At 39.2% G+C, this 18,310-nt stretch carries 18 protein-coding genes and 5 pseudogenes; 22 read left to right on the forward strand and 1 reads right to left on the reverse strand.

Going from position 1 to position 18,310, the window contains the following annotated elements:
* The 18 genes and pseudogenes from G322_RS23370 to G322_RS0110605 form a co-directional block, all read left to right on the forward strand.
* Positions 1–173, forward strand: a pseudogene (locus G322_RS23370) (IS1595 family transposase); the annotation flags it as partial.
* 32 nt (positions 174–205) lie between these two features.
* Positions 206–550, forward strand: a pseudogene (locus G322_RS21775) (IS701 family transposase); the annotation flags it as partial.
* Positions 551–878: 328 nt separating this feature from the next.
* A pseudogene (locus tag G322_RS20510) lies at positions 879–1,178 on the forward strand (IS701 family transposase); the annotation flags it as partial.
* A 407-nt stretch (positions 1,179–1,585) separates the two neighbouring features.
* Complete coding sequence (eutQ, locus tag G322_RS0110535; protein WP_022941750.1) at positions 1,586–2,239, forward strand: ethanolamine utilization acetate kinase EutQ; 654 nt, start codon at positions 1,586–1,588, stop codon at positions 2,237–2,239.
* Positions 2,240–2,241: 2 nt separating this feature from the next.
* On the forward strand, positions 2,242–3,099 hold the full coding sequence (eutT, locus tag G322_RS0110540) for an ethanolamine utilization cob(I)yrinic acid a,c-diamide adenosyltransferase EutT (protein WP_022941751.1): 858 nt from the start codon (positions 2,242–2,244) through the stop codon (positions 3,097–3,099).
* Positions 3,086–4,066: a phosphotransacetylase gene (locus G322_RS0110545; protein WP_022941752.1), complete on the forward strand. Its 981-nt coding sequence runs from the start codon at positions 3,086–3,088 to the stop codon at positions 4,064–4,066. The genes eutT and G322_RS0110545 overlap by 14 nt, the downstream gene beginning before the upstream one ends.
* Before the next feature lie 27 nt (positions 4,067–4,093).
* Positions 4,094–4,399, forward strand: a complete 306-nt coding sequence (eutM, locus tag G322_RS0110550) for an ethanolamine utilization microcompartment protein EutM (protein ID WP_022941753.1) — start codon at positions 4,094–4,096, stop codon at positions 4,397–4,399.
* A 12-nt stretch (positions 4,400–4,411) separates the two neighbouring features.
* A complete protein-coding gene (eutM, locus tag G322_RS0110555; RefSeq protein ID WP_022941754.1) occupies positions 4,412–4,690 on the forward strand; it encodes an ethanolamine utilization microcompartment protein EutM in 279 nt (92 codons plus the stop codon).
* Between the two features lie 63 nt (positions 4,691–4,753).
* Complete coding sequence (locus G322_RS0110560; RefSeq protein ID WP_022941755.1) at positions 4,754–5,053, forward strand: EutN/CcmL family microcompartment protein; 300 nt, start codon at positions 4,754–4,756, stop codon at positions 5,051–5,053.
* A 23-nt stretch (positions 5,054–5,076) separates the two neighbouring features.
* Positions 5,077–6,495, forward strand: a complete 1,419-nt coding sequence (locus G322_RS0110565; protein WP_022941756.1) for an aldehyde dehydrogenase family protein — start codon at positions 5,077–5,079, stop codon at positions 6,493–6,495.
* Positions 6,495–7,334, forward strand: coding sequence for an ethanolamine utilization protein EutJ (gene eutJ, locus G322_RS0110570; RefSeq protein WP_022941757.1), 840 nt, complete (start codon positions 6,495–6,497; stop codon positions 7,332–7,334). Before G322_RS0110565 ends, eutJ begins: the two co-directional genes overlap by 1 nt.
* Positions 7,334–8,581 carry an iron-containing alcohol dehydrogenase family protein gene (locus tag G322_RS0110575; RefSeq protein WP_022941758.1) on the forward strand — a complete coding sequence of 416 codons (1,248 nt, stop codon included), beginning with the start codon at positions 7,334–7,336 and terminating at the stop codon, positions 8,579–8,581. Before eutJ ends, G322_RS0110575 begins: the two co-directional genes overlap by 1 nt.
* The gene (locus G322_RS0110580) at positions 8,581–10,005 is read left to right on the forward strand and encodes an ethanolamine ammonia-lyase reactivating factor EutA (protein WP_022941759.1); all 1,425 of its coding nucleotides are present in this window, start codon (positions 8,581–8,583) and stop codon (positions 10,003–10,005) included. The genes G322_RS0110575 and G322_RS0110580 overlap by 1 nt, the downstream gene beginning before the upstream one ends.
* Positions 10,006–10,017: 12 nt before the next feature.
* On the forward strand, positions 10,018–11,382 hold the full coding sequence (locus G322_RS0110585) for an ethanolamine ammonia-lyase subunit EutB (RefSeq protein WP_022941760.1): 1,365 nt from the start codon (positions 10,018–10,020) through the stop codon (positions 11,380–11,382).
* 11 nt (positions 11,383–11,393) lie between these two features.
* Positions 11,394–12,305 (forward strand): ethanolamine ammonia-lyase subunit EutC, encoded by a 912-nt coding sequence (gene eutC / locus G322_RS0110590; RefSeq protein ID WP_022941761.1) that lies wholly within the window; start codon positions 11,394–11,396, stop codon positions 12,303–12,305.
* 17 nt (positions 12,306–12,322) lie between these two features.
* Positions 12,323–12,979, forward strand: coding sequence for an ethanolamine utilization microcompartment protein EutL (gene eutL, locus G322_RS0110595; RefSeq protein ID WP_022941762.1), 657 nt, complete (start codon positions 12,323–12,325; stop codon positions 12,977–12,979).
* A gap of 14 nt (positions 12,980–12,993) precedes the next feature.
* Complete coding sequence (locus G322_RS0110600; protein WP_022941763.1) at positions 12,994–14,349, forward strand: 4Fe-4S dicluster domain-containing protein; 1,356 nt, start codon at positions 12,994–12,996, stop codon at positions 14,347–14,349.
* Positions 14,350–14,360: 11 nt separating this feature from the next.
* Positions 14,361–14,909, forward strand: coding sequence for a BMC domain-containing protein (locus G322_RS0110605; RefSeq protein WP_022941764.1), 549 nt, complete (start codon positions 14,361–14,363; stop codon positions 14,907–14,909).
* On the opposite strand, the pseudogene G322_RS22700 reads toward G322_RS0110605, so the two are convergent.
* Positions 14,866–15,116: pseudogene (locus G322_RS22700) on the reverse strand (hypothetical protein); the annotation flags it as partial. The gene G322_RS0110605 and the pseudogene G322_RS22700 sit on opposite strands and share 44 nt — an antisense overlap.
* A gap of 6 nt (positions 15,117–15,122) precedes the next feature.
* Between G322_RS22700 and G322_RS24210 the strand changes: the two are divergent.
* The 4 genes and pseudogenes from G322_RS24210 to G322_RS0110620 all read left to right on the forward strand — a co-directional run.
* Positions 15,123–15,313 (forward strand): annotated as a pseudogene (locus tag G322_RS24210) (IS1595 family transposase); the annotation flags it as partial.
* Positions 15,314–15,833: 520 nt separating this feature from the next.
* Entirely contained in the window at positions 15,834–17,252 is a 1,419-nt protein-coding gene (eat, locus tag G322_RS0110610; RefSeq protein WP_022941765.1) for an ethanolamine permease, read from the forward strand.
* Between the two features lie 84 nt (positions 17,253–17,336).
* Entirely contained in the window at positions 17,337–17,678 is a 342-nt protein-coding gene (gene eutS / locus G322_RS0110615) for an ethanolamine utilization microcompartment protein EutS (RefSeq protein ID WP_022941766.1), read from the forward strand.
* Complete coding sequence (locus tag G322_RS0110620; protein ID WP_022941767.1) at positions 17,679–18,128, forward strand: EutP/PduV family microcompartment system protein; 450 nt, start codon at positions 17,679–17,681, stop codon at positions 18,126–18,128. It begins immediately after the preceding gene.
* The last annotated feature ends 182 nt before the right edge of the window (positions 18,129–18,310 follow it).

Here is an 18,310-nt window from a genome sequence, read left to right on the forward strand (position 1 = left end):
ATAAGGTTTACCACATCCAGACCGTGAACGGTGCAATAGCGCATTTTAAGGGTTGGGTTAACGGAAAAATGAAAGGCGTAGCAACAAAGTATTTATCGAATTATCTTGCTTGGTTTAGGGAAAGCAACGCAAAGCTCAATAAACAGGAAATATTAGTCGCGGCCTATGGGTGACAACAGTGTTCTACAACAGAGCCAAAAAATAGGTGCGCGAAATAGAATCTGATGAAGGTGTCTTAATCTTTGATAATACTGTTCAAGAAAAGCCTTATTCCAGTGGAAATGAGCTTATTAACTGGCACTTTGAGCATACTGTTGGTGGTTCTGTGAAAGGCATTAATTTACTGAATTGTATTTATCACTCTAATAGAGCAAGCCTCTCCGTTGCCTTTAAACTAATAACGAAACCGATTCAATACTCTGACATTTCCACGAGAAAAATAAAAAGTGAAACACCTAAGAATGACGATTTAATTGAGATCCTCAAAGCATGTAAACAAAATAAGTTAAAATGGCGCTATGTATTGACTAGGCTCTGTTCCATCTGGTTTTATTGTTTAATCTAACACCTTGTAAATGTTGAGATTACGTTAATTTGCTTTATCTATAACTCTTTGTAATTTAAGTGGCGACAACAGCAAAATGGAACAGAGCCATTGGCTAATACCAATTCGCCTAAGTAACTGATCGTTTTTACTGGTTTAAATTACTCATATCTGCGTTGCATTCAATCGCAATAGCTAACTTCTCTATTTGACTTCGTCAAACAGTACGCAGTACAAAACAAATGATCGTTTTGCTTATTACTCAATCATGCGCCTTGATCTTAGTAATTTATCCTACGCAAAACCTGATCATTACATTAAGTGGAATGGTTGTAATGATGTTGAGCTCGATAAAGACGCCATAGAAACGATCTATCAAAAACGGTGGAAAGTTGAGGTTTTCCATAAAAACATAAAATCCAATACTGCATCAGAAAAATCGCCAGCAAAAACAATAAAGACGCCAAGCAACCCTATTTTCATGTCATTGCTAGCCACGGTAAAGTTAGAGTACTTGAATATAAAAAAAGGGCTTACGACATTCGCTTTGAAAATAAAACTTTATATCAAAGCACAAAAAACAACAATTGAGGCTTTGCACCTAGAGCAAGTCTTAACTGCGCAACATCAATGATTAAAAATAAATTATAAAGCTAAGTGGTGTTAAAAAGCATTCATGTCCCCGTTATCACTTACAGTTATTTTCAACTATGCTACATGACCCTGATAAAAATTTTATGTTTTTACTGAATTACCACCCCTAATTCAGGTTATGTACAGATTGATCTCGCGCTAAAAAATTTAATTTATTTTTGTTTTTTATTTTATATTTTCGATGGCAATATCCTCTGTAATATATATCTTTTGTGTTTTTTATGAAAATAAAAAATCATTATGAAACTGTGCTTTGCATCAAGTTTTTGCTGAAATTTCGGAATATAATGTGAACATTCAAGAGAGATAGAGCCGAATTAAAGCAAGCTCTTTTTAATTTGGCTCTATCTATTTTAAACTAAGTTTTAGGTTTTGAGGGTGTTATTAATGAAAAAATTAATCTCAGCAGCAGATATTAAACAGGCCAAATTAGATAAAAAAGATTATATCGTAGCTCCAAGTAAACGTTTTATTATTACTCCTGAGGCATTGGATATTGCAAAAAATGATGGCATTAGAATTTTAGAGGAAGCGCCAGAAAGTAATACAAAGAACTTTTCTCCAGAGTTCATTAAAAATGAAATCAAAGCCCAATTACCTAATGTCGACACCACTCAAAGCAAAGAGATAGAAAATTTAGTTTCCAAAGCATTGGAAAACTTTAGTCAGAAAGTACCAAGCTGTCCTCGACAAATAAATGATGATGGCATTGTTCTCATTCAGGGTAGTGCGGTTCAATTAGAAGTGTTTGATGGTGCTCCTGGGAAAAACATTGGTTTAACTGACGTCATTGGACCTGAAGATAAAAGTAATATGGGAGTGGGTTATATGGGGTGGGAAAATGCATTTTTCCCTTGGACGCTAACTTACGATGAAATTAATGTGGTACTCGAAGGAGAGCTTCATGTTAAAACTGCTTCCGGCACATCAATCGCAAAACCAGGTGATATCATCTTCATTCCTAAGGGTAGCACCGTTGAATTTGGAACACCTACGCATGTTCGGTATATCTATATTACCTATCCAGCAGACTGGTCTTAAACATGCAAAGCAATTCAGCAGTTAAATTTATTACAGAAGATTACCTTTTAAGTAATTTCGGAATGCGCATTGGCGGTGAAATAGTATTAACTATTGGTACTAAATTTACGCCATCAGCAAAACAGTTGATTGATTCTCGCGGTATCTCAATTCGCTGGCAAGATGAAAAAGGTCAAGTTTTTGTTGAAGAATTTGACAAAGGCAAAGGTCACTCTGTTTTTAAAAAAGTTCACCCCCTTAAAACAAATAATATCAAACCTGAAAATAATTGTTTGTTATGTGGATCGGATGTTGTTGATAAACCGGCATTGATGACTCATTTAAATGACAAATTATTAGTCCCGAAAACACATCCCCGTATTTTTTTGCGGGGTAAATTAGATTTGTGCATTAGTTACTGCACACTCGTTCAAATTGACATGCTGAAAGAGCCCGCTTTATTAACGGGTTTTTTGGCCGATATACGTTCTTATCTTGGTGAAATATTAAAAGCAGAAGTGATGGAAAAAGCATTGCCAGAATTATTTCTAGGCGACTTTTCCTCTTCTGATATTCATCGCTGGTCACATAATCCATTAAAATATCTTGGACATGATCACATTTTGCCTGATGTTACTTTTGGATCTTTAGTTGGTAAGTTAAATTATTTAAGAGCATTAATTCGAGAATTAGAACTCGTAGCAACACAAACTTTTATCGATCATAGCTTGCAGCTAAACAGTGGGGGAGTTGATCGAAGCGATATTATCTCTGGTTTAAATCGCTTATCGAGTGCCGTTTATGTTATTCAAATTTTGATTTTACAATGTAATAACGGACAAGAGTCTGTTTTAAAAGGATTAAATCATGACGTTGCTTGATGAGTGTCGCGCTCAGTGCCTCAATAGCCCTAAAAGAATAGTATTTCCTGATGCAAATGATGTGCGTTTATTACGTGCTGCAAATGATATGAAATTGGCAGGGTTAGCCGAGCCGATTCTATTAGGAAGTCCTTTCGAATTACGTGATTGTGCACATGCTGCTGGAATATCAATGCCCTGTTTAACCGTCTTAGCGCCTGAATTTTCAGGATGCTTTGATGAGATGGTTTCACTTTATATGGCAAAACAAAGAAAGCCGTTGGAGAGAGACGAAGCCATAAAAAGATTAAAAAATCCTCTGAACTTTAGCATGATGATGGTTGATCAAGGTTATGCTGATATTTGTATTAGCGGAAACCTTTCTACAACGGGTAATGTTCTTCGTGCCGCTATTCGTGGTGTTGGCGTCGCTAAAAACTCTAAAACTGTTTCGAGTTTTTTCTTAATGTTGGCACCGGAAGGCGATAATGTGTTTGCCTTTGCTGACGCGGGCGTTATCCCTTTGCCAACGGTTGAGCAACTTGCTGATATCGCTATCGATACAGCAAAAAACTATAAAAAAATAACCGGAAATGAACCGCGTATTGCGATGCTTTCATTTTCAACCAAAGGAAGCGCATCTCATCCAGCGGTAAATAATGTTATTGAAGCTACTGAGCTCGTTCGTCAACGAGAGCCTAATTTGATTATTGATGGAGAAGTGCAATTTGATGCTGCGATTGTTCCTGCGGTTGCAAGGAAAAAAATGCCTAATAGCCCGTTGGCTGGTAGCGCAAATGTATTTGTTTTTCCATCACTAAATGCTGCCAATATTGCCTATAAAGTTGCTCAAAGACTTGGTGGCTATGTTGCTATTGGCCCGATGTTGCAGGGGCTTTCTGGGCATGTTCACGACTTGTCTCGTGGCTGCAGTATAGATGACATTATCGATATTTCTGTCCTCGCATCTAAAATGCATGACGATTAACCCAACCTACACTTTTAAGGAGATAAAATGGAAGCTTTAGGTATTATTGAAACGAAAGGTTTGACTGCTTTAATTGAAGCCTCAGACGCAATGGTGAAAGCCGCAAGAGTTGAACTTGTTGGTTATAAACAAATTGGTTCTGGTTATGTATCTGCAATGGTACGCGGTGATGTTGCTGCCTGTAAAGCTGCAACGGATGCGGGTGCAGCAGCTGCTCAACGCTTGGGAGAAGTTGTTGCAGTACATGTTATTCCTCGACCTCATGGCGATCTCGAAGGTATTTTTCCAATTAAAATGGAAAAACCAATAAAATCTCGTACAACAAAATCATAAAAGGAAATAAAAATGGACGCTTTAGGTATTTTAGAAACAAAAGGGTTAACGGCATTGATCGAAGCATCTGATGCAATGGTTAAGGCTGCAAGTGTTGAATTAGTTGGCTATCAGCAAATAGGCTCTGGTTATGTCACGGCTTTCATTCGAGGTGATGTTGCATCTTGCAAAGCCGCTACTGATGCAGGCTCTGTTGTTGCACAACGCTTAGGTGAGTTAGTGGCTGTCCATGTGATACCGCGACCACATCAAGATCTGGAAGCTGTTTTTCCTATCACAGCAAAAAAGTAACCAAGGTTAAGTGCCAATAACTACACCAAAAAATGTACGTTGAAATTAGGGTAAAGGTATTCCATGAGAATAGCGCGTGTGATTGGGCATGTAATTGCAACAGTCCGTAGTCAGAATATGCAAATGGACAAATTATGTTTAGTAGAATTTGTCAATCAGCATGGGGAAGGCAATGGAAGTGTTCATATTGCATTAGACCAACTTGGGGCGGGTGAAGGTGAGTGGGTGATGGTTGTTGCCGGAAGCTCTGCTAGAGCCGCGTATGGCCAAGAAAAAAACTCCCCAGTAGATCTTTGTATTGTTGGAATTATTGATGAAGTATCAGCTCATCATGAGTGTTGTTATGGTAAAAATAAAATGTAATTAAACTTAGAAAGGCAGTTATTATGGAACAACAAGATATAGCTGAAATAGTGAAGCGAGTCATTTCTCAATTACAACATGCTTCACCGACCACTGAGTCATCCTGTTCATTAAAAGAGCAAGGTGATTATGGCGTATTTGACACGTTAGATGGAGCCGTTGCAGCTGCAACGGCCTCACAAAAACAGATAGGTACTATCGCCATTCGCGACAATATCATTTTAGAAATTCGCAGAATGACGAAGAAGCATGCAAAAGAATTATCTGAAATGGCGGTTGCTGAAACAGGATTCGGGCGTGTGGAAGATAAGATAAAAAAACATTTGCTTGTTGCTCATCGCACACCAGGTACTGAAATTTTAGCGCCTCAAGCAGTATCTGGAGATGCAGGTCTCAGTCTAATGGAAAATGCGCCTTGGGGCGTTATCGCATCGGTGACGCCAAGTACTAATCCAACATGTACGGTTATTAATAATGCGATTAGTATGATCGCAGGTGGCAATGCCGTCGTATTTGCGCCTCATCCCGCTGCAAAAAAAGTATCACAGTATACCATTCAACTGATAAATAAAGCATCTGAACGTGCGGGTGGCCCTGCCAGTATTTGTACAACAGTGCTAAAACCCTCACTTGAAAATGCACAAGCTTTATTTGTTTACCCTGGCATTCGTTTACTCGTCGTGACAGGAGGAGATGCGGTTGTTGATGCTGCTCGTGCAGTAACCGATAAACGCTTAATTGCAGCTGGACCTGGTAACCCACCGGTTGTGGTTGATGAAACTGCCGATATTGAACGCGCGGCTATTTCAATTGTCGAAGGTGCTTCTTTTGATAACAATATTGTTTGTGTGACTGAAAAAGAGATTATTGCTGTTAGCTCAATTGCAGATGAACTTAAAACACAAATGTGCCGACATGGCGCCCATTTCCTTACGTTAGATCAAGTCGATACTATTGCCAAAATCGTATTACGAGGCTACCCCGGTGATAACATTTCTGTGAACCCTAAGTGGGTTGGACGTGATGCCTCTGTGATCGCTGCTGCTGCCGGTATTGATGTACCAAAAGAAACGCGCTTGTTAATTTTTGACGCCGATAAATCCCATATATTTGCAGTCATCGAGCAAATGATGCCTATTTTACCTTTAATTCGAGCTGCTGATGTGAATCAGGCAATTGATTGGGCGGTAGAGCTAGAACATAAAAATCGTCACACCGCGGCTATTCATTCTAAAAATGTAGATGCGTTAACAAGGATGGCGTACAAAATGGACTGTAGTTTACTGGCTAAGAATGGCCCTGCCATTGCGGCAATCGGCGCCGGTGGTGAAGGTTGGACAACGATGACGATTTCTACCCCAACAGGTGAGGGAGTGACTAATGCGCTGACCTTTACACGTAAACGTCGCTGTACCCTAGTAGATTCATTTAGGATTGTATAATGCAACAAGATTACTTGACCTTTGCAAATGAAAATTTGATGACCATAGAGCGTATCTTGAATGATGAAGAGCCGATTGAAACGCCAGAGGTCTTTTATGTGGGTATTGATTTAGGCACCGCAGATATTCAAACCGTTGTTATCAATGCGAGTGGCGTGCCTATTGCTGCTTTTTTAGATTGGGCCGATGTGGTTCGTGATGGTGTTGTTGTTGATTATTTTGGCGCTTGTCAAATTGTCCAGAAGCAAATTTCGAAGGTAACACAAAAGTTAGGTATTGAAGTGACAGAGGCCATTACGTCATATCCACCAGGTACCGATCCGCGCATTTCAATTAATGTTGTTGAATCCACTGGCGTGTTGGTAACAGAAGTGATTGATGAGCCATCAAGTGTGGCTGCATTATTACATGTTAAATCAGGGGTTGTTGTTGATGTTGGCGGGGGGACAACAGGTACCGCTATTATTGAAAATCATGAGTTGGTTTTGTCATTAGATGAGCCTTCGGGGGGGCGCCATATGACATTAACAATCGCGGGTGGTATGAAAATTAGTATTGAAGAGGCGGAGTTGCTCAAGAGAGAAAGTGAAAATGATAGGATCATTGCAACAATGGTTGCACCTGTTGTGGAAAAAATGGCCATGATTGTTACTGAACATATCAAAGGCTATGCACCTAAAACACTTTATTTGACGGGGGGGGGGACGCTGATAGGAGGTTTTGTTGAAATCTTTCAGAATGCTTTTCCACAGTTAAAAATTGTGAAGTTATCAAGGGCATTATATTTAACCCCTCTTGCCATTGCCAGTTATGCTCTAACAGAAAATAGGAATAAATAATGTCAAATTTAGCCCTTTCTCATGAAGATGTTGCCTCTATAGTTAGCCAAAGCATTCGGAAACAGAATGTATATAAGGGGTTTACGTTTCGCTCTCCAGCGGTAACTATTTTGGGGGGGAACTGCATAAATCAAATTGGTGATGCATTGTTAGAATTAGGTGCAAGGCATATTTTAATTGTTGCCGATAAAACAGTTAATAAACTGGGATTAGTGACTGCTTGTCAAGATTCAATTGTAATGGCAGGGTTAAAGTTTACATTATTTTCTGAGGTATGTGGTGAGCCCGATAGTGATCTTATTTATCAAGGTGTAGAAATATTACGACAAAGTCAAGCTGATTTTGTACTTGGAATCGGTGGTGGCTCTGCGCTTGATACGGCAAAAGGTATTGCTGTTATCGAGGACTATAAAGGCCCCTTGTCTGAGTTGAAATTGGGGGGGATATCTTCTCGGAAAGTGGGGCTGGGAGCCGTGCCTACGACGGCGGGAACCGGTTCAGAAGCAACAGATATTACCGTGATTAAAGATCTAAAAAATAACATTAAAGTACCTATCAAAGGTGCGTCATTAGTGCCAGATATAGCGGTATTAGATCCCAATTTGATGTTAGGAGTCCCCGCTCATATTACCGCTGCAACCGGTGTTGATACTCTCACCCATGCAATAGAATCATATGTTTCTCTGCATTCAAACCCTCTCTCAAAAGCTTATGCATATCATGCAATTGAAACACTTATTACAGCATTACCTATTGCTGTTGGTAATGGTGATAATTTAGATGCTCGTTATGATATGTCTGTTTCTGCTTACAAAGCAGGGCTTGCTTTTAGTAATTCAGGGTTAGGTTTAATACATGCCATAGCACATCAAATAGGTGCTCGGTATGATATTTCTCATGGCGATGCCAATGCAATTTTACTGCCTTATGTGATGGTGTTTAATTCACTTACCTGTGAAAAAGAATATGCAGAGCTTGCTGTTGCTTTAGGTGTTAGTCGTGATTCTATGACACAAAGAGAGCGATGTAGGGTGACTATCATGGCAGTAAGAGAGTTAATTGTAGATTTAGGTTTGCCGACATCATTGGCTAATTTTAATGTGAATAAACAAGATTTTTCAAAAATATCTAAACGGGCAATACAAGATATTTGTTTGATGGGTAATCCTCGAAAAGTATCAAGGGTGCAAATAGAAGATCTACTCGATAAAGTCTTTGAGGGTACATTACCAGCAGGCTACCAGTAATGAACAGAAAGGTAATTCATAGTATTGGCATTGATATTGGCACGACAACCACGCAAGTTATTTTTTCAGATTTAACGGTTGTCAATAGAGCGCCAGCATCTCAAGTACCCGTATATGAATTTATTGATAGACAGATTAGTTATCAAAGTCCTATTTTATTTACCCCAATTAATCGAGAGGGGTTAATTGATACTATTGAATTAAGGCACTTTATTGATCAGCAAATAAAAGAAGCTGGGTTTTCATCTGAAGGGGTTGAGACGGGGGCAATTATTATTACTGGTGAAACGGCCAAAGCGAAAAATGCGCGACAGGCGATTATGGGACTGTCAGAGCAACTTGGAGATTTTGTTGTAGCAACAGCGGGGCCTAATCTTGAATCGGTTATTTCAGGGAAAGGAAGCGGTGCACAAGAATATTCTAAAGTGAACCATTTAAAAGTACTCAATATTGACATTGGTGGTGGAACTTCAAATTACGTTATTTTTGATTGTGGGAAAGTGTCTCAAACAGCGTGTTTAAATGTGGGAGGCAGGCTCGTAGAATTAGATAACGCGGGTAATGTTAATTATATCCATAAGCCTGCGAGTCTTATTATTAAAGACTTATTCGGCGATGCTTTATTGCCCACAAAAATAACTAAACAGCATGTAAGTCAAATTGCGTTACGTATGGCAGAGTTAATTGTTGAAATTATTCAAGGGAAGCCAAGCCCGTTGGCAACTGAGTTATTACAAACAGAAAAGCTAAGCGACTTGCAAGGTTTGGATGTTATTTTTCTAAGTGGCGGTGTTGGCGATTGTTACTATCGTCAGCAAACGGCCAGTGTGCCCAATTTTGGTGATTTAGGGCCGTTACTTGCCAAAGCGTTACTTAATAGTACCGCGCTCTCAACTTGGAAAGTGAAGCAACCTAAACAGACATTACGAGCAACGGTCATTGGTGCGGGTGCTTACTCGTTAACATTATCAGGATCGACAATTTGGATTAATGCGGCGGAGTTACCACTTAAAAACATTCCAGTGGTTCACCCGGTTATCGATTGGGCGGAAAGTGAGCCAGAGATTTGCCAGAAAATTATCATAGCAGCGCTTCGCATGGACTTGTCTTTAAAAGATGACCACTATGCGATCTCATTCGGGCAAGATATGCCGGTACGCTACAAAACCGTTTTACACTTATCAACAGAGTTAGCTTTATTTTATCAAAAACATGGAAATAGCCATTTAACTGCTTTAATTGTTTTGCATAACGATATCGGAAAGGCATTAGGTATGATCCTTGCGCCATTACTTTCGACACAGTCTCTCAATGTTATTGATGAGGTGGCAACGCAGGAAGGTGACTATTTAGATATTGGAAAAAGTTATTTTGGCGGAGAGGTATTACCATTAACGGTTAAATCTCTTGCCTTTTCATCTTAATTGGGATCGCTTATGAAATTAAAAACAAACTTGTTTGGGCATGCATATACATTTGATAGTGTGAAAGAAGTTTTAGCAAAAGCTTCTGATTTACGCTCTGGTGATGTATTAGCTGGCATTGCTGCCGATACTGCTCAAGAGCGTGTTGCTGCTAAACATGTGCTCTCAGAAATGACACTCAATGATTTACGAGAAAATCCTGTTGTAAGCTATGAGCAGGATATTATTACACGAATCGACCAAGACAGTTTAAACCAGACTTCGTTTAAAAAAATTAAAAATTGGACGGTCAGTGAGCTTCGTGAATACATTCTTTCAGACACACCAACGGATGAAGATTACTCTCGTTTACGCAAGGGGTTAACAGCAGAAATGGTTTCTGCGGTTGCGAAATTAAATTCCAATAGTGACTTGATGTATGGCGCTAAAAAATTACATGTTATTACTAAAGCGAATGCAACCGTTGGTTTACCTGGGCATTTTAGTTGCCGACTTCAACCTAATGATACGCGAGATAATATCAGTTCAATTTTAGCGCAAACCTATGAAGGGCTCTCATTTGGCTGTGGTGATGCTGTTATTGGTATTAATCCAGTCACAGACACCGTTGAAAATACCACCATGATGTTAAATGCAATACAGGATGTGATTAATAAATGGGATATTCCAACGCAACCCTGTGTGTTAGCGCATATAACAACACAGATGGAAGCCGTACGAAAAGGTGCCCCAGGTGGATTACTTTTCCAAAGTATTGCAGGGTCAGAAAAAGGGTTAACTGAATTTGGTGTTACCGTCGAAATGCTCGACGATGCTTATGAAATTGGTAAGCAGTATTGTAATATTGCTGGCGAAAATATGATGTACTTTGAGACGGGTCAGGGCTCAGCGCTTTCTGCTGATGCTCATTATGGTGCAGATCAAATGACCATGGAAGCGCGTTGTTATGCACTGGCGAAGCGTTATAAACCACATCTATTAAACACGGTTGTTGGATTTATTGGGCCAGAATACCTCTATAACCATCAGCAAATTATCCGAGCGGGTCTTGAAGACCATTTTATGGGTAAGTTATCGGGAATGCCGATGGGATGTGATGCTTGTTATACAAATCATGCTGACACAGATCAAAATTCAAATGAAAATTTATTAATTTTGTTAGCCGCTTCTGGTATTAATTTTGTCATCGGAATGTCGATGGGTGATGACATCATGTTAAATTATCAGACAACCGCGTTTCATGACACTGCGACTGCAAGGCAACTATTAAATTTACGACCTGCACCTGAATTTGAAGCCTGGATGGAAACAATGGGCTTGATGGAAAATGGGCGCTTAACAAGTAAAGCGGGCGATCCATCAATTTTCTTTAAGTAAGGAATGTAGAAATGAATAATCAGAAAATACAAGATATTGTTGCAACGGTTTTGGCTCAGCTAGGGGAGTCCGCATTATCATCTGCAGACATCATTAAAATTGGAGATCAAACTGCTTCTACTGTTGCTAGCATTGAGCAACAAAAAACAGTCGTTAGCGATGAATTTTTGCCTGATTTAGGTAACATCGAATTTAAAAAATGGAATGGTGTGCAGAATGCAGCGGATCCTAAAATTATTGATGATTTAATGAGTCAAACAAATGCACGACTTGGTACCGGAAGAACAGGACCTAGACCAAGAACAACGGCTTTACTCCGCTTTCTAGCAGATCATTCAAGATCTAAAGATACGGTATTAAAAAATATAGAGTCCTCATGGCTTGAAGAGCGAGGTTTGCTCGAAGTACAGAGCTGTGCAAAAGATAAAGATGAATATTTAACGAGGCCTGATAAAGGCAGGAAGTTGAGTGAAGAATCAATAAAAAAACTGCAAGAGAATTGTATCCAATCACCTCAAGTGCAAGTTGTTTTATCGGACGGGTTAAGCCTTGATGCCGTGACCGCTAATCATGATGAAATTTTGCCCGCATTAATAAACGGCTTAAAAAATGCAGGGTTATCTGTTGGCACACCATTTTTCTTGCGTTTTGGTCGTGTAAAAGCACAAGATGAAATTGGTATGCTATTAAATGCAGAAGTAAATTTATTATTGATCGGTGAGCGTCCTGGTCTTGGTCAATCAGAGTCATTAAGTTGCTATGCAATTTATAAACCATCAAAAGATACAGTAGAGTCTGATCGCACTGTTCTTTCTAATATTCATGCTGGTGGTACTCCGCCTGTAGAAGCTGCTGCTGTGATTGTTGATTTAGCTAAAAAAATGTTAGCTAAAAAAGCAAGTGGAATTAATTTAAAAGCATAAAAAGTGGGAAGTGAAATATGGCTATTTTAGATAAAATTCAAGCGTCAGTGCTTGCAACGCGTATCATTGCATCAATAGATCCAGCATATAAAAAAGAGCTAAAGCTTAAAGATGAACATAATTGTATTGGTTTAATAACATCTGATTGTGATGATGTTACTTATTGCGCGCTAGATGAAGCAACCAAGGTTGCAAATGTTGACGTTGTATATGCCAAGTCATTTTATGCTGGAGCCGGGCATTCATCCGGTCCTACGTCTGGGGAGGTGATTGGTATCATCGCCGCAAGTTCACCGGCTGATATTGAAGCTGGCTTAGATCGAATAAAATCTTTCATAGCAGAAGATGCTGCATTTCAATGTGCAGATGAAAAAGGTGAGCTTGCATATTTTGCTCATCTAGTTTCCTCAACGGGCAGTTATCTCTCTGCAGAAGCTGGCATTACACAAGGCGATCCCCTTGCATATTTAATTGCACCTCCACTGGAGGCAATGTTTGCTGTTGATGCAGCATTGAAAGCTGCCGATGTTAAATTAGTCACTTTGTTTGCGCCGCCATCAGAAACCAATTTTGGAGGGGCGCTCTTAACAGGATCGCAGGCTGCATGCCAAGCTGCTTGTGATGCATTTGAAGCGGCGGTTTTAGAGATAGCACAAACACCCATTATTAATTAGAAAGGAGCGCTTGAATGGACCAACTTTTGCAAAAAGTTCAACAAGGAGGCGTCGTTGGCGCTGGCGGGGCAGGTTTTCCAACGTATGTAAAATTAGATTGTCAAGTTGAATATGTCATGGCAAATGGTGCTGAATGCGAGCCTTTACTTTATAAAGATCAAGTTTTGATGCAACGTGAATCAAAAGAGTTTTTTGGTGGAATGTTATTAGCGATGCAACAAGTTGGTGCTAAGCGTGGCATTATTGGCATTAAGAAAAAAAATAAAATCAGCATCGATATTTTACGAGAGACATTACCTGATTCAATTGAGTTATTGTTAATGGAAGATGTTTACCCAGCAGGCGATGAGGTTGAGCTGATATATGAAGCGATCGGAAAAAGGGTTCCTTCTGGAGGTTTGCCAAAAGATATCGGTGTTATGGTCAATAATATTGAATCGTTTATCAACATTTATAAAGTGGCACATGGTCATGCAGTAACAGAAACGATGATAACCGTGCATGGAGAAGTCAAAAATCCATTTACAACTTGGGTGCCGATTGGCATGTCATATGAGGAAGTTATTGCACTTGCAGGTGGGATCACATGTGACGATTTTGTTGTCATTGAAGGGGGACCTATGATGGGCTCTGTTACCACAGATCTCACGCAGCCAGTGACTAAAATTTCCAGTGGTTTATTGGTTATTAAAAGGGACTCTCGTGTTGCCCGTGCAAAATTAAAAAGTGAAGACGATGTACGACGTATCGGCAAAGCAGCTTGTGATCAATGCAACCTTTGTACTTCAATGTGTCCTCGTGCGTTGTTAGGTTATCCAATCCAACCACATTTAGCGATGCGTGCGTTGCAAGTTTCAGGTGTGAATAATTTAACCTACGCTTTAGCTGCTCAGGCATGCAGCGGATGTAATTTATGTACTATGTGGGCATGTCCAGAAGGTTTAGATCCTAGCCGAATTTGCGTCACTACAAAACGTGAATTAAAAAGTAATAATTTATGGCAAACACCGGCAGAGTTACAGTTGAAAACGATCGATGTACATCCATTAAGATCGTATCGAGGTGTGCCAACAAAGCAACTTGTTAGACGTTTAGAGCTTGTTGATTATATTTCAGTGATCGCTGAATATGTTGATTTTAATGAGTTGTTGGCAACCAACAAACAAAATATTGAACGTGTGGTTATTCCGCTTTCTCAACATATTGGCAAGTCCGCCGATGCGGTTGTATCGGTAGGAGATGTTGTCAAAAAAGGACAGATTATTGGGCAAGCTGTTGATGATGCGCTTAGTGTGTCTATTCACTCTAGCATCAACGGAAAAGTGATAGCTGTTGATACTGCTATTGAAATTGAAATTGAAATTATTTAAAAGAGTTAATTATGATTAATGCAATTGGTTGTATTGAATTAAATTCAATAGCACGGGGTTATGTTGTTACGGATGCAGTGTTGAAAGCTGCTGATGTAGAGATAATTTTTAATCGGACAATTTGTCCAGGAAAATTTATGGTAATGATTTCTGGTGATGTTGCCAGCGTAGAAGCCGCTATTGAGACTGGAATACGAATTGGTGCAGGGGAAGTTGTTGATGACTTGATTATTGCTAATGTACATCCTGATGTGTTTCCTGCAATTTCTGGAACTCGTTTAGTGGAAGAAACGGGGGCGCTAGGGATTATTGAAACATTTTCTGTTGCATCCATTGTTGAAGCGGCTGATGCGGCGGTTAAAGCTGCAAATGTACAGTTATTAGAAGTACATATGGCAATGGCTATCGGTGGCAAAGGTTACGTGACATTAACGGGAGATGTTGCCTCTGTTACCGCCGCCGTTGAAGCTGCTGCCAATAAAATAAAATCTAAGGGGTTATTAGTTGGAATGGAAATCATTGCACAACCCAGAAAAGAAATATTACGAGATAAGCTTTAACTCCGGTTGTTATAATTGGGCTATGAAAAATTGCTAAATTTAACAACCTATTAGGTATTTCTTTTTCTACAAGTCTGCGGTTGAAGCGATAACAGAACTCATGAAGTATTCTTGTAGAAATATTCCTGTTACACCATGAATAGTACCGAGTAAGAAAGCTTTCAAATTACCAATTGCGATATGTACCCACGGTAGCCATTCATCAACTGCGTAACATCAGTTAGTCATGTAAAAAATTTCATGCATGGTACATTTTACGTATTAATTTGAAGCCCCTTCCTCGATATCTTGTGGAATTTAGTTATAAATTTAACCGTCGTTATGACTTAGAAAGTATGATTGAGCGACTTGCTACTCCACCAATGCCTGCTCGATTTTTAAAACTGGCTGAGCAAAGGTGGTAATCAAGAACCTTTGCTGAATAATAGTTCAACAAGAAGTTTTAAAAAAGTTTAGGTTGAGGTAAATAGATTTTTTTTTGCTGTTTAGTACAGGTTAATACTGGCTACTACCGTTACTGATATTGAGCCAAAGATGCTGACATAATAGCGTAACGATAAGCAAGCGCGCAGAGAGAGAAGCAATGTTATATCGGTTTTACTCTGTTGTGTGATTTTTTGACACAGATTTTAATGTCTAGACCATTTTATTTTGTTTAATAAATCATGTTGAATATAGGTTGAAGAAGGAATTAGAACAAAGGTAAAAAGATCAAGAAACACGATTTTTTTTTGATTTTTAATAAATTATTATAAATGTGATTTAGGTGCTGAGTAGTTACTAGGTTTTTAATGTTTTGTCGGCGCTATCAATGTTTTATGCTAACAATGTAATACTATATATACATATTTTACCATTACATTGAAGTGTAATGTCGTAATGTAAACTAACTAACTAACTAACTAACTTTCATTAGGAGTCAAAATGTCTAATAAATTAACAGATTCAGGTTCTTCTGAATTTATGGAACAGAGACAACTTAAAAAAGGTGTTGCTGGTCCTTTTTTACTAGCAAGTTTAGGAGTTTCCTATGTGATCTCTGGGGATTATGCTGGCTGGAACTTTGGCCTTGCAACTGCTGGCTGGGGAGGGCTCTTAATTGCAGCTACATTGATGGGAATTATGTATTTAGCCCTTGTTTTAGTGCTGGCTGAAATGTCTTCAGCTATTCCAACAGCAGGGGGAGGGTATAGTTTTGCTCGTCGTGTAATGGGGCCAGTAGGAGGGTATGCCACTGGTTTAGCAGTATTACTTGAGTATGCGATCGCACCTGCTGCTATTGTTATATTTATAGGCCAATATACTAATGCTTTATTTGGTTGGGATGGTCCAACGGTTTATGCGACTTTTTATGTTATATTTATTGCTATTCATTTGATTGGTGCGGGGGAAGCTTTACGCGTTATGATGGTCATTACCGCTTTGGCGGTTATTGCTATCATTGTAACTGCATTCGGTCTGGCTCCTCATTTTGAAGTTGCGAATTTATTTGATATTCCCCCTGATGTCAATGTTGCAGGCGCAACAGAATTTTTACCGTATGGTTGGTATGGCGTTTGGGCTGCATTACCATTTGGTATGTGGTTGTTTCTTGCAGTTGAAGGTGTTCCTCTAGCAGCAGAAGAAGCCAAAGATCCTAAAAAAGATGTACCCAGAGGTATCATTGGTGCCATGCTCTTTTTACTTGTTTCCGCTGCCGTCGTTCTATTTCTCGTTCCTGGCGCTGCGGGTGCTTCCGCTGCGGGTGAAATGGGCGCTCCATTAGTTGACGCATTACGCAAAGTTTATGGCGAAGATTCTATGCTCGCTAGTTTTGTTAATGTAGTCGGATTAGCTGGGCTTATCGCCTCTTTCTTTTCAATAATCTATGGTTATAGTCGTCTAGTATTTGCACTTTCTCGTGCAGGATATCTACCGGCATTCCTATCGTTAACGGGCAAACGAAAAGTGCCAACTTGGGCATTGGTTGTTCCAGGCCTTGTTGGATTTATTGCATCTTTAACAGGTGAAGGAGATAAGATGATTATGATCGCCGTATTTGGTGCGACCATTTCATATGCTCTTCAATCTTATAGTTATATTCTACTAAAAAAGAATGAGCCTGAATTGGAACGTCCATATAAAACACCTGGTGGAAGCTTTACCGCCACCATTTCACTCGTCTTATCATTGATTGCTTTAAGCTCTTGCTTTGTATATGATTTTAACGCTGCAATGTGGGCCGTTGGTTTATATGTAGTTGGAATGTTATATTATTTCATCTTTAAACATAAAGAGGTATCTAAAAAAACTGCTGAGGAGGAGTTTGCGGCACTTAAATCCGCAGAAGCAGAGCTTGATTAAATAAATTTTAAATATTAATGTTGAATATAAGCCTCTTATAATTCTATAAGAGGCTTTCTATTAAATAATTGGATTCTAAAGACTATGGATACAGCGACCGAGCGAATTATTCAGGAATTTGTCCCAGGCAAGCAAATTACATTAGCCCATCTTATTGCAAATCCAACAGAAGAACTTTGTGAGCGGGTTGGTGTTGAAAGTAATGGAGCTATTGGGATATTAACTTTAACGCCAGGTGAAACTTCAATTATAGCAGGGGATATTGCGACAAAAGCGGCCAATGTCCATATCGGATTTTTAGACCGGTTTTCTGGTGCATTGGTTATAACAGGTAACGTTGCCGCTGTTGAAGAATCGTTACAACGTGTTATTCAAGTTTTAGAAACGCGTTTAAATTATACGCCTTGTCAAATGACCAAAACATAAATGAAAAAAAATCAATTAGATAACATCGTTTTTGTGGGTGAAGTTGATGCAGGGAAATCAGCTTTGATTGGTAAATTGCTCACTCAAAAAACGAACACAGGAAAAACACAAGCACCAATTTATTATGATGGAAATATTGTCGATACTCCGGGAGAGTTTGTTGATAATAGGGCTTGGAGTGGTGCCTTAATTTCAACCATTTCAACAGTAAAAACAATTGTTTATTTACAACCTGCAAATGCAATGCGATTTGCTCCTGCAAGTGGGATCTTAACTGTTTATCCAAATAAAAGAATTATTGGTGTAATTAGTAAAGTGGATGTAGATAATGCAAATGTGGAAAAAGCAATTCGTTTTTTAAAGCAGAATCGAATTCCAGAACCTTATATAGAAGTTTCTATTTATGACCCCGCTTCTATTCAGATGCTTTCAAAGGTTCTGTCAACTTAAGTCCTTTGGTATATATTTGAATCAAAAGCCAAGTTCAGGATAACTACGAAGCATCATCGCAGCTGCCAGTCTCCCATAAATATGTATAAGTAACCCTTTTGATGAACGGACGTTTGATGCATCTTCAATGCCAGTAACTTTATTGAGCCAACCAAATAATGCTTCAATCGGCTGCCTCATAC

The sequence above is a fragment of the Psychromonas hadalis ATCC BAA-638 genome (assembly GCF_000420245.1).
In the GTDB taxonomy this organism is placed as follows: Bacteria; Pseudomonadota; Gammaproteobacteria; order Enterobacterales; family Psychromonadaceae; genus Psychromonas; species Psychromonas hadalis.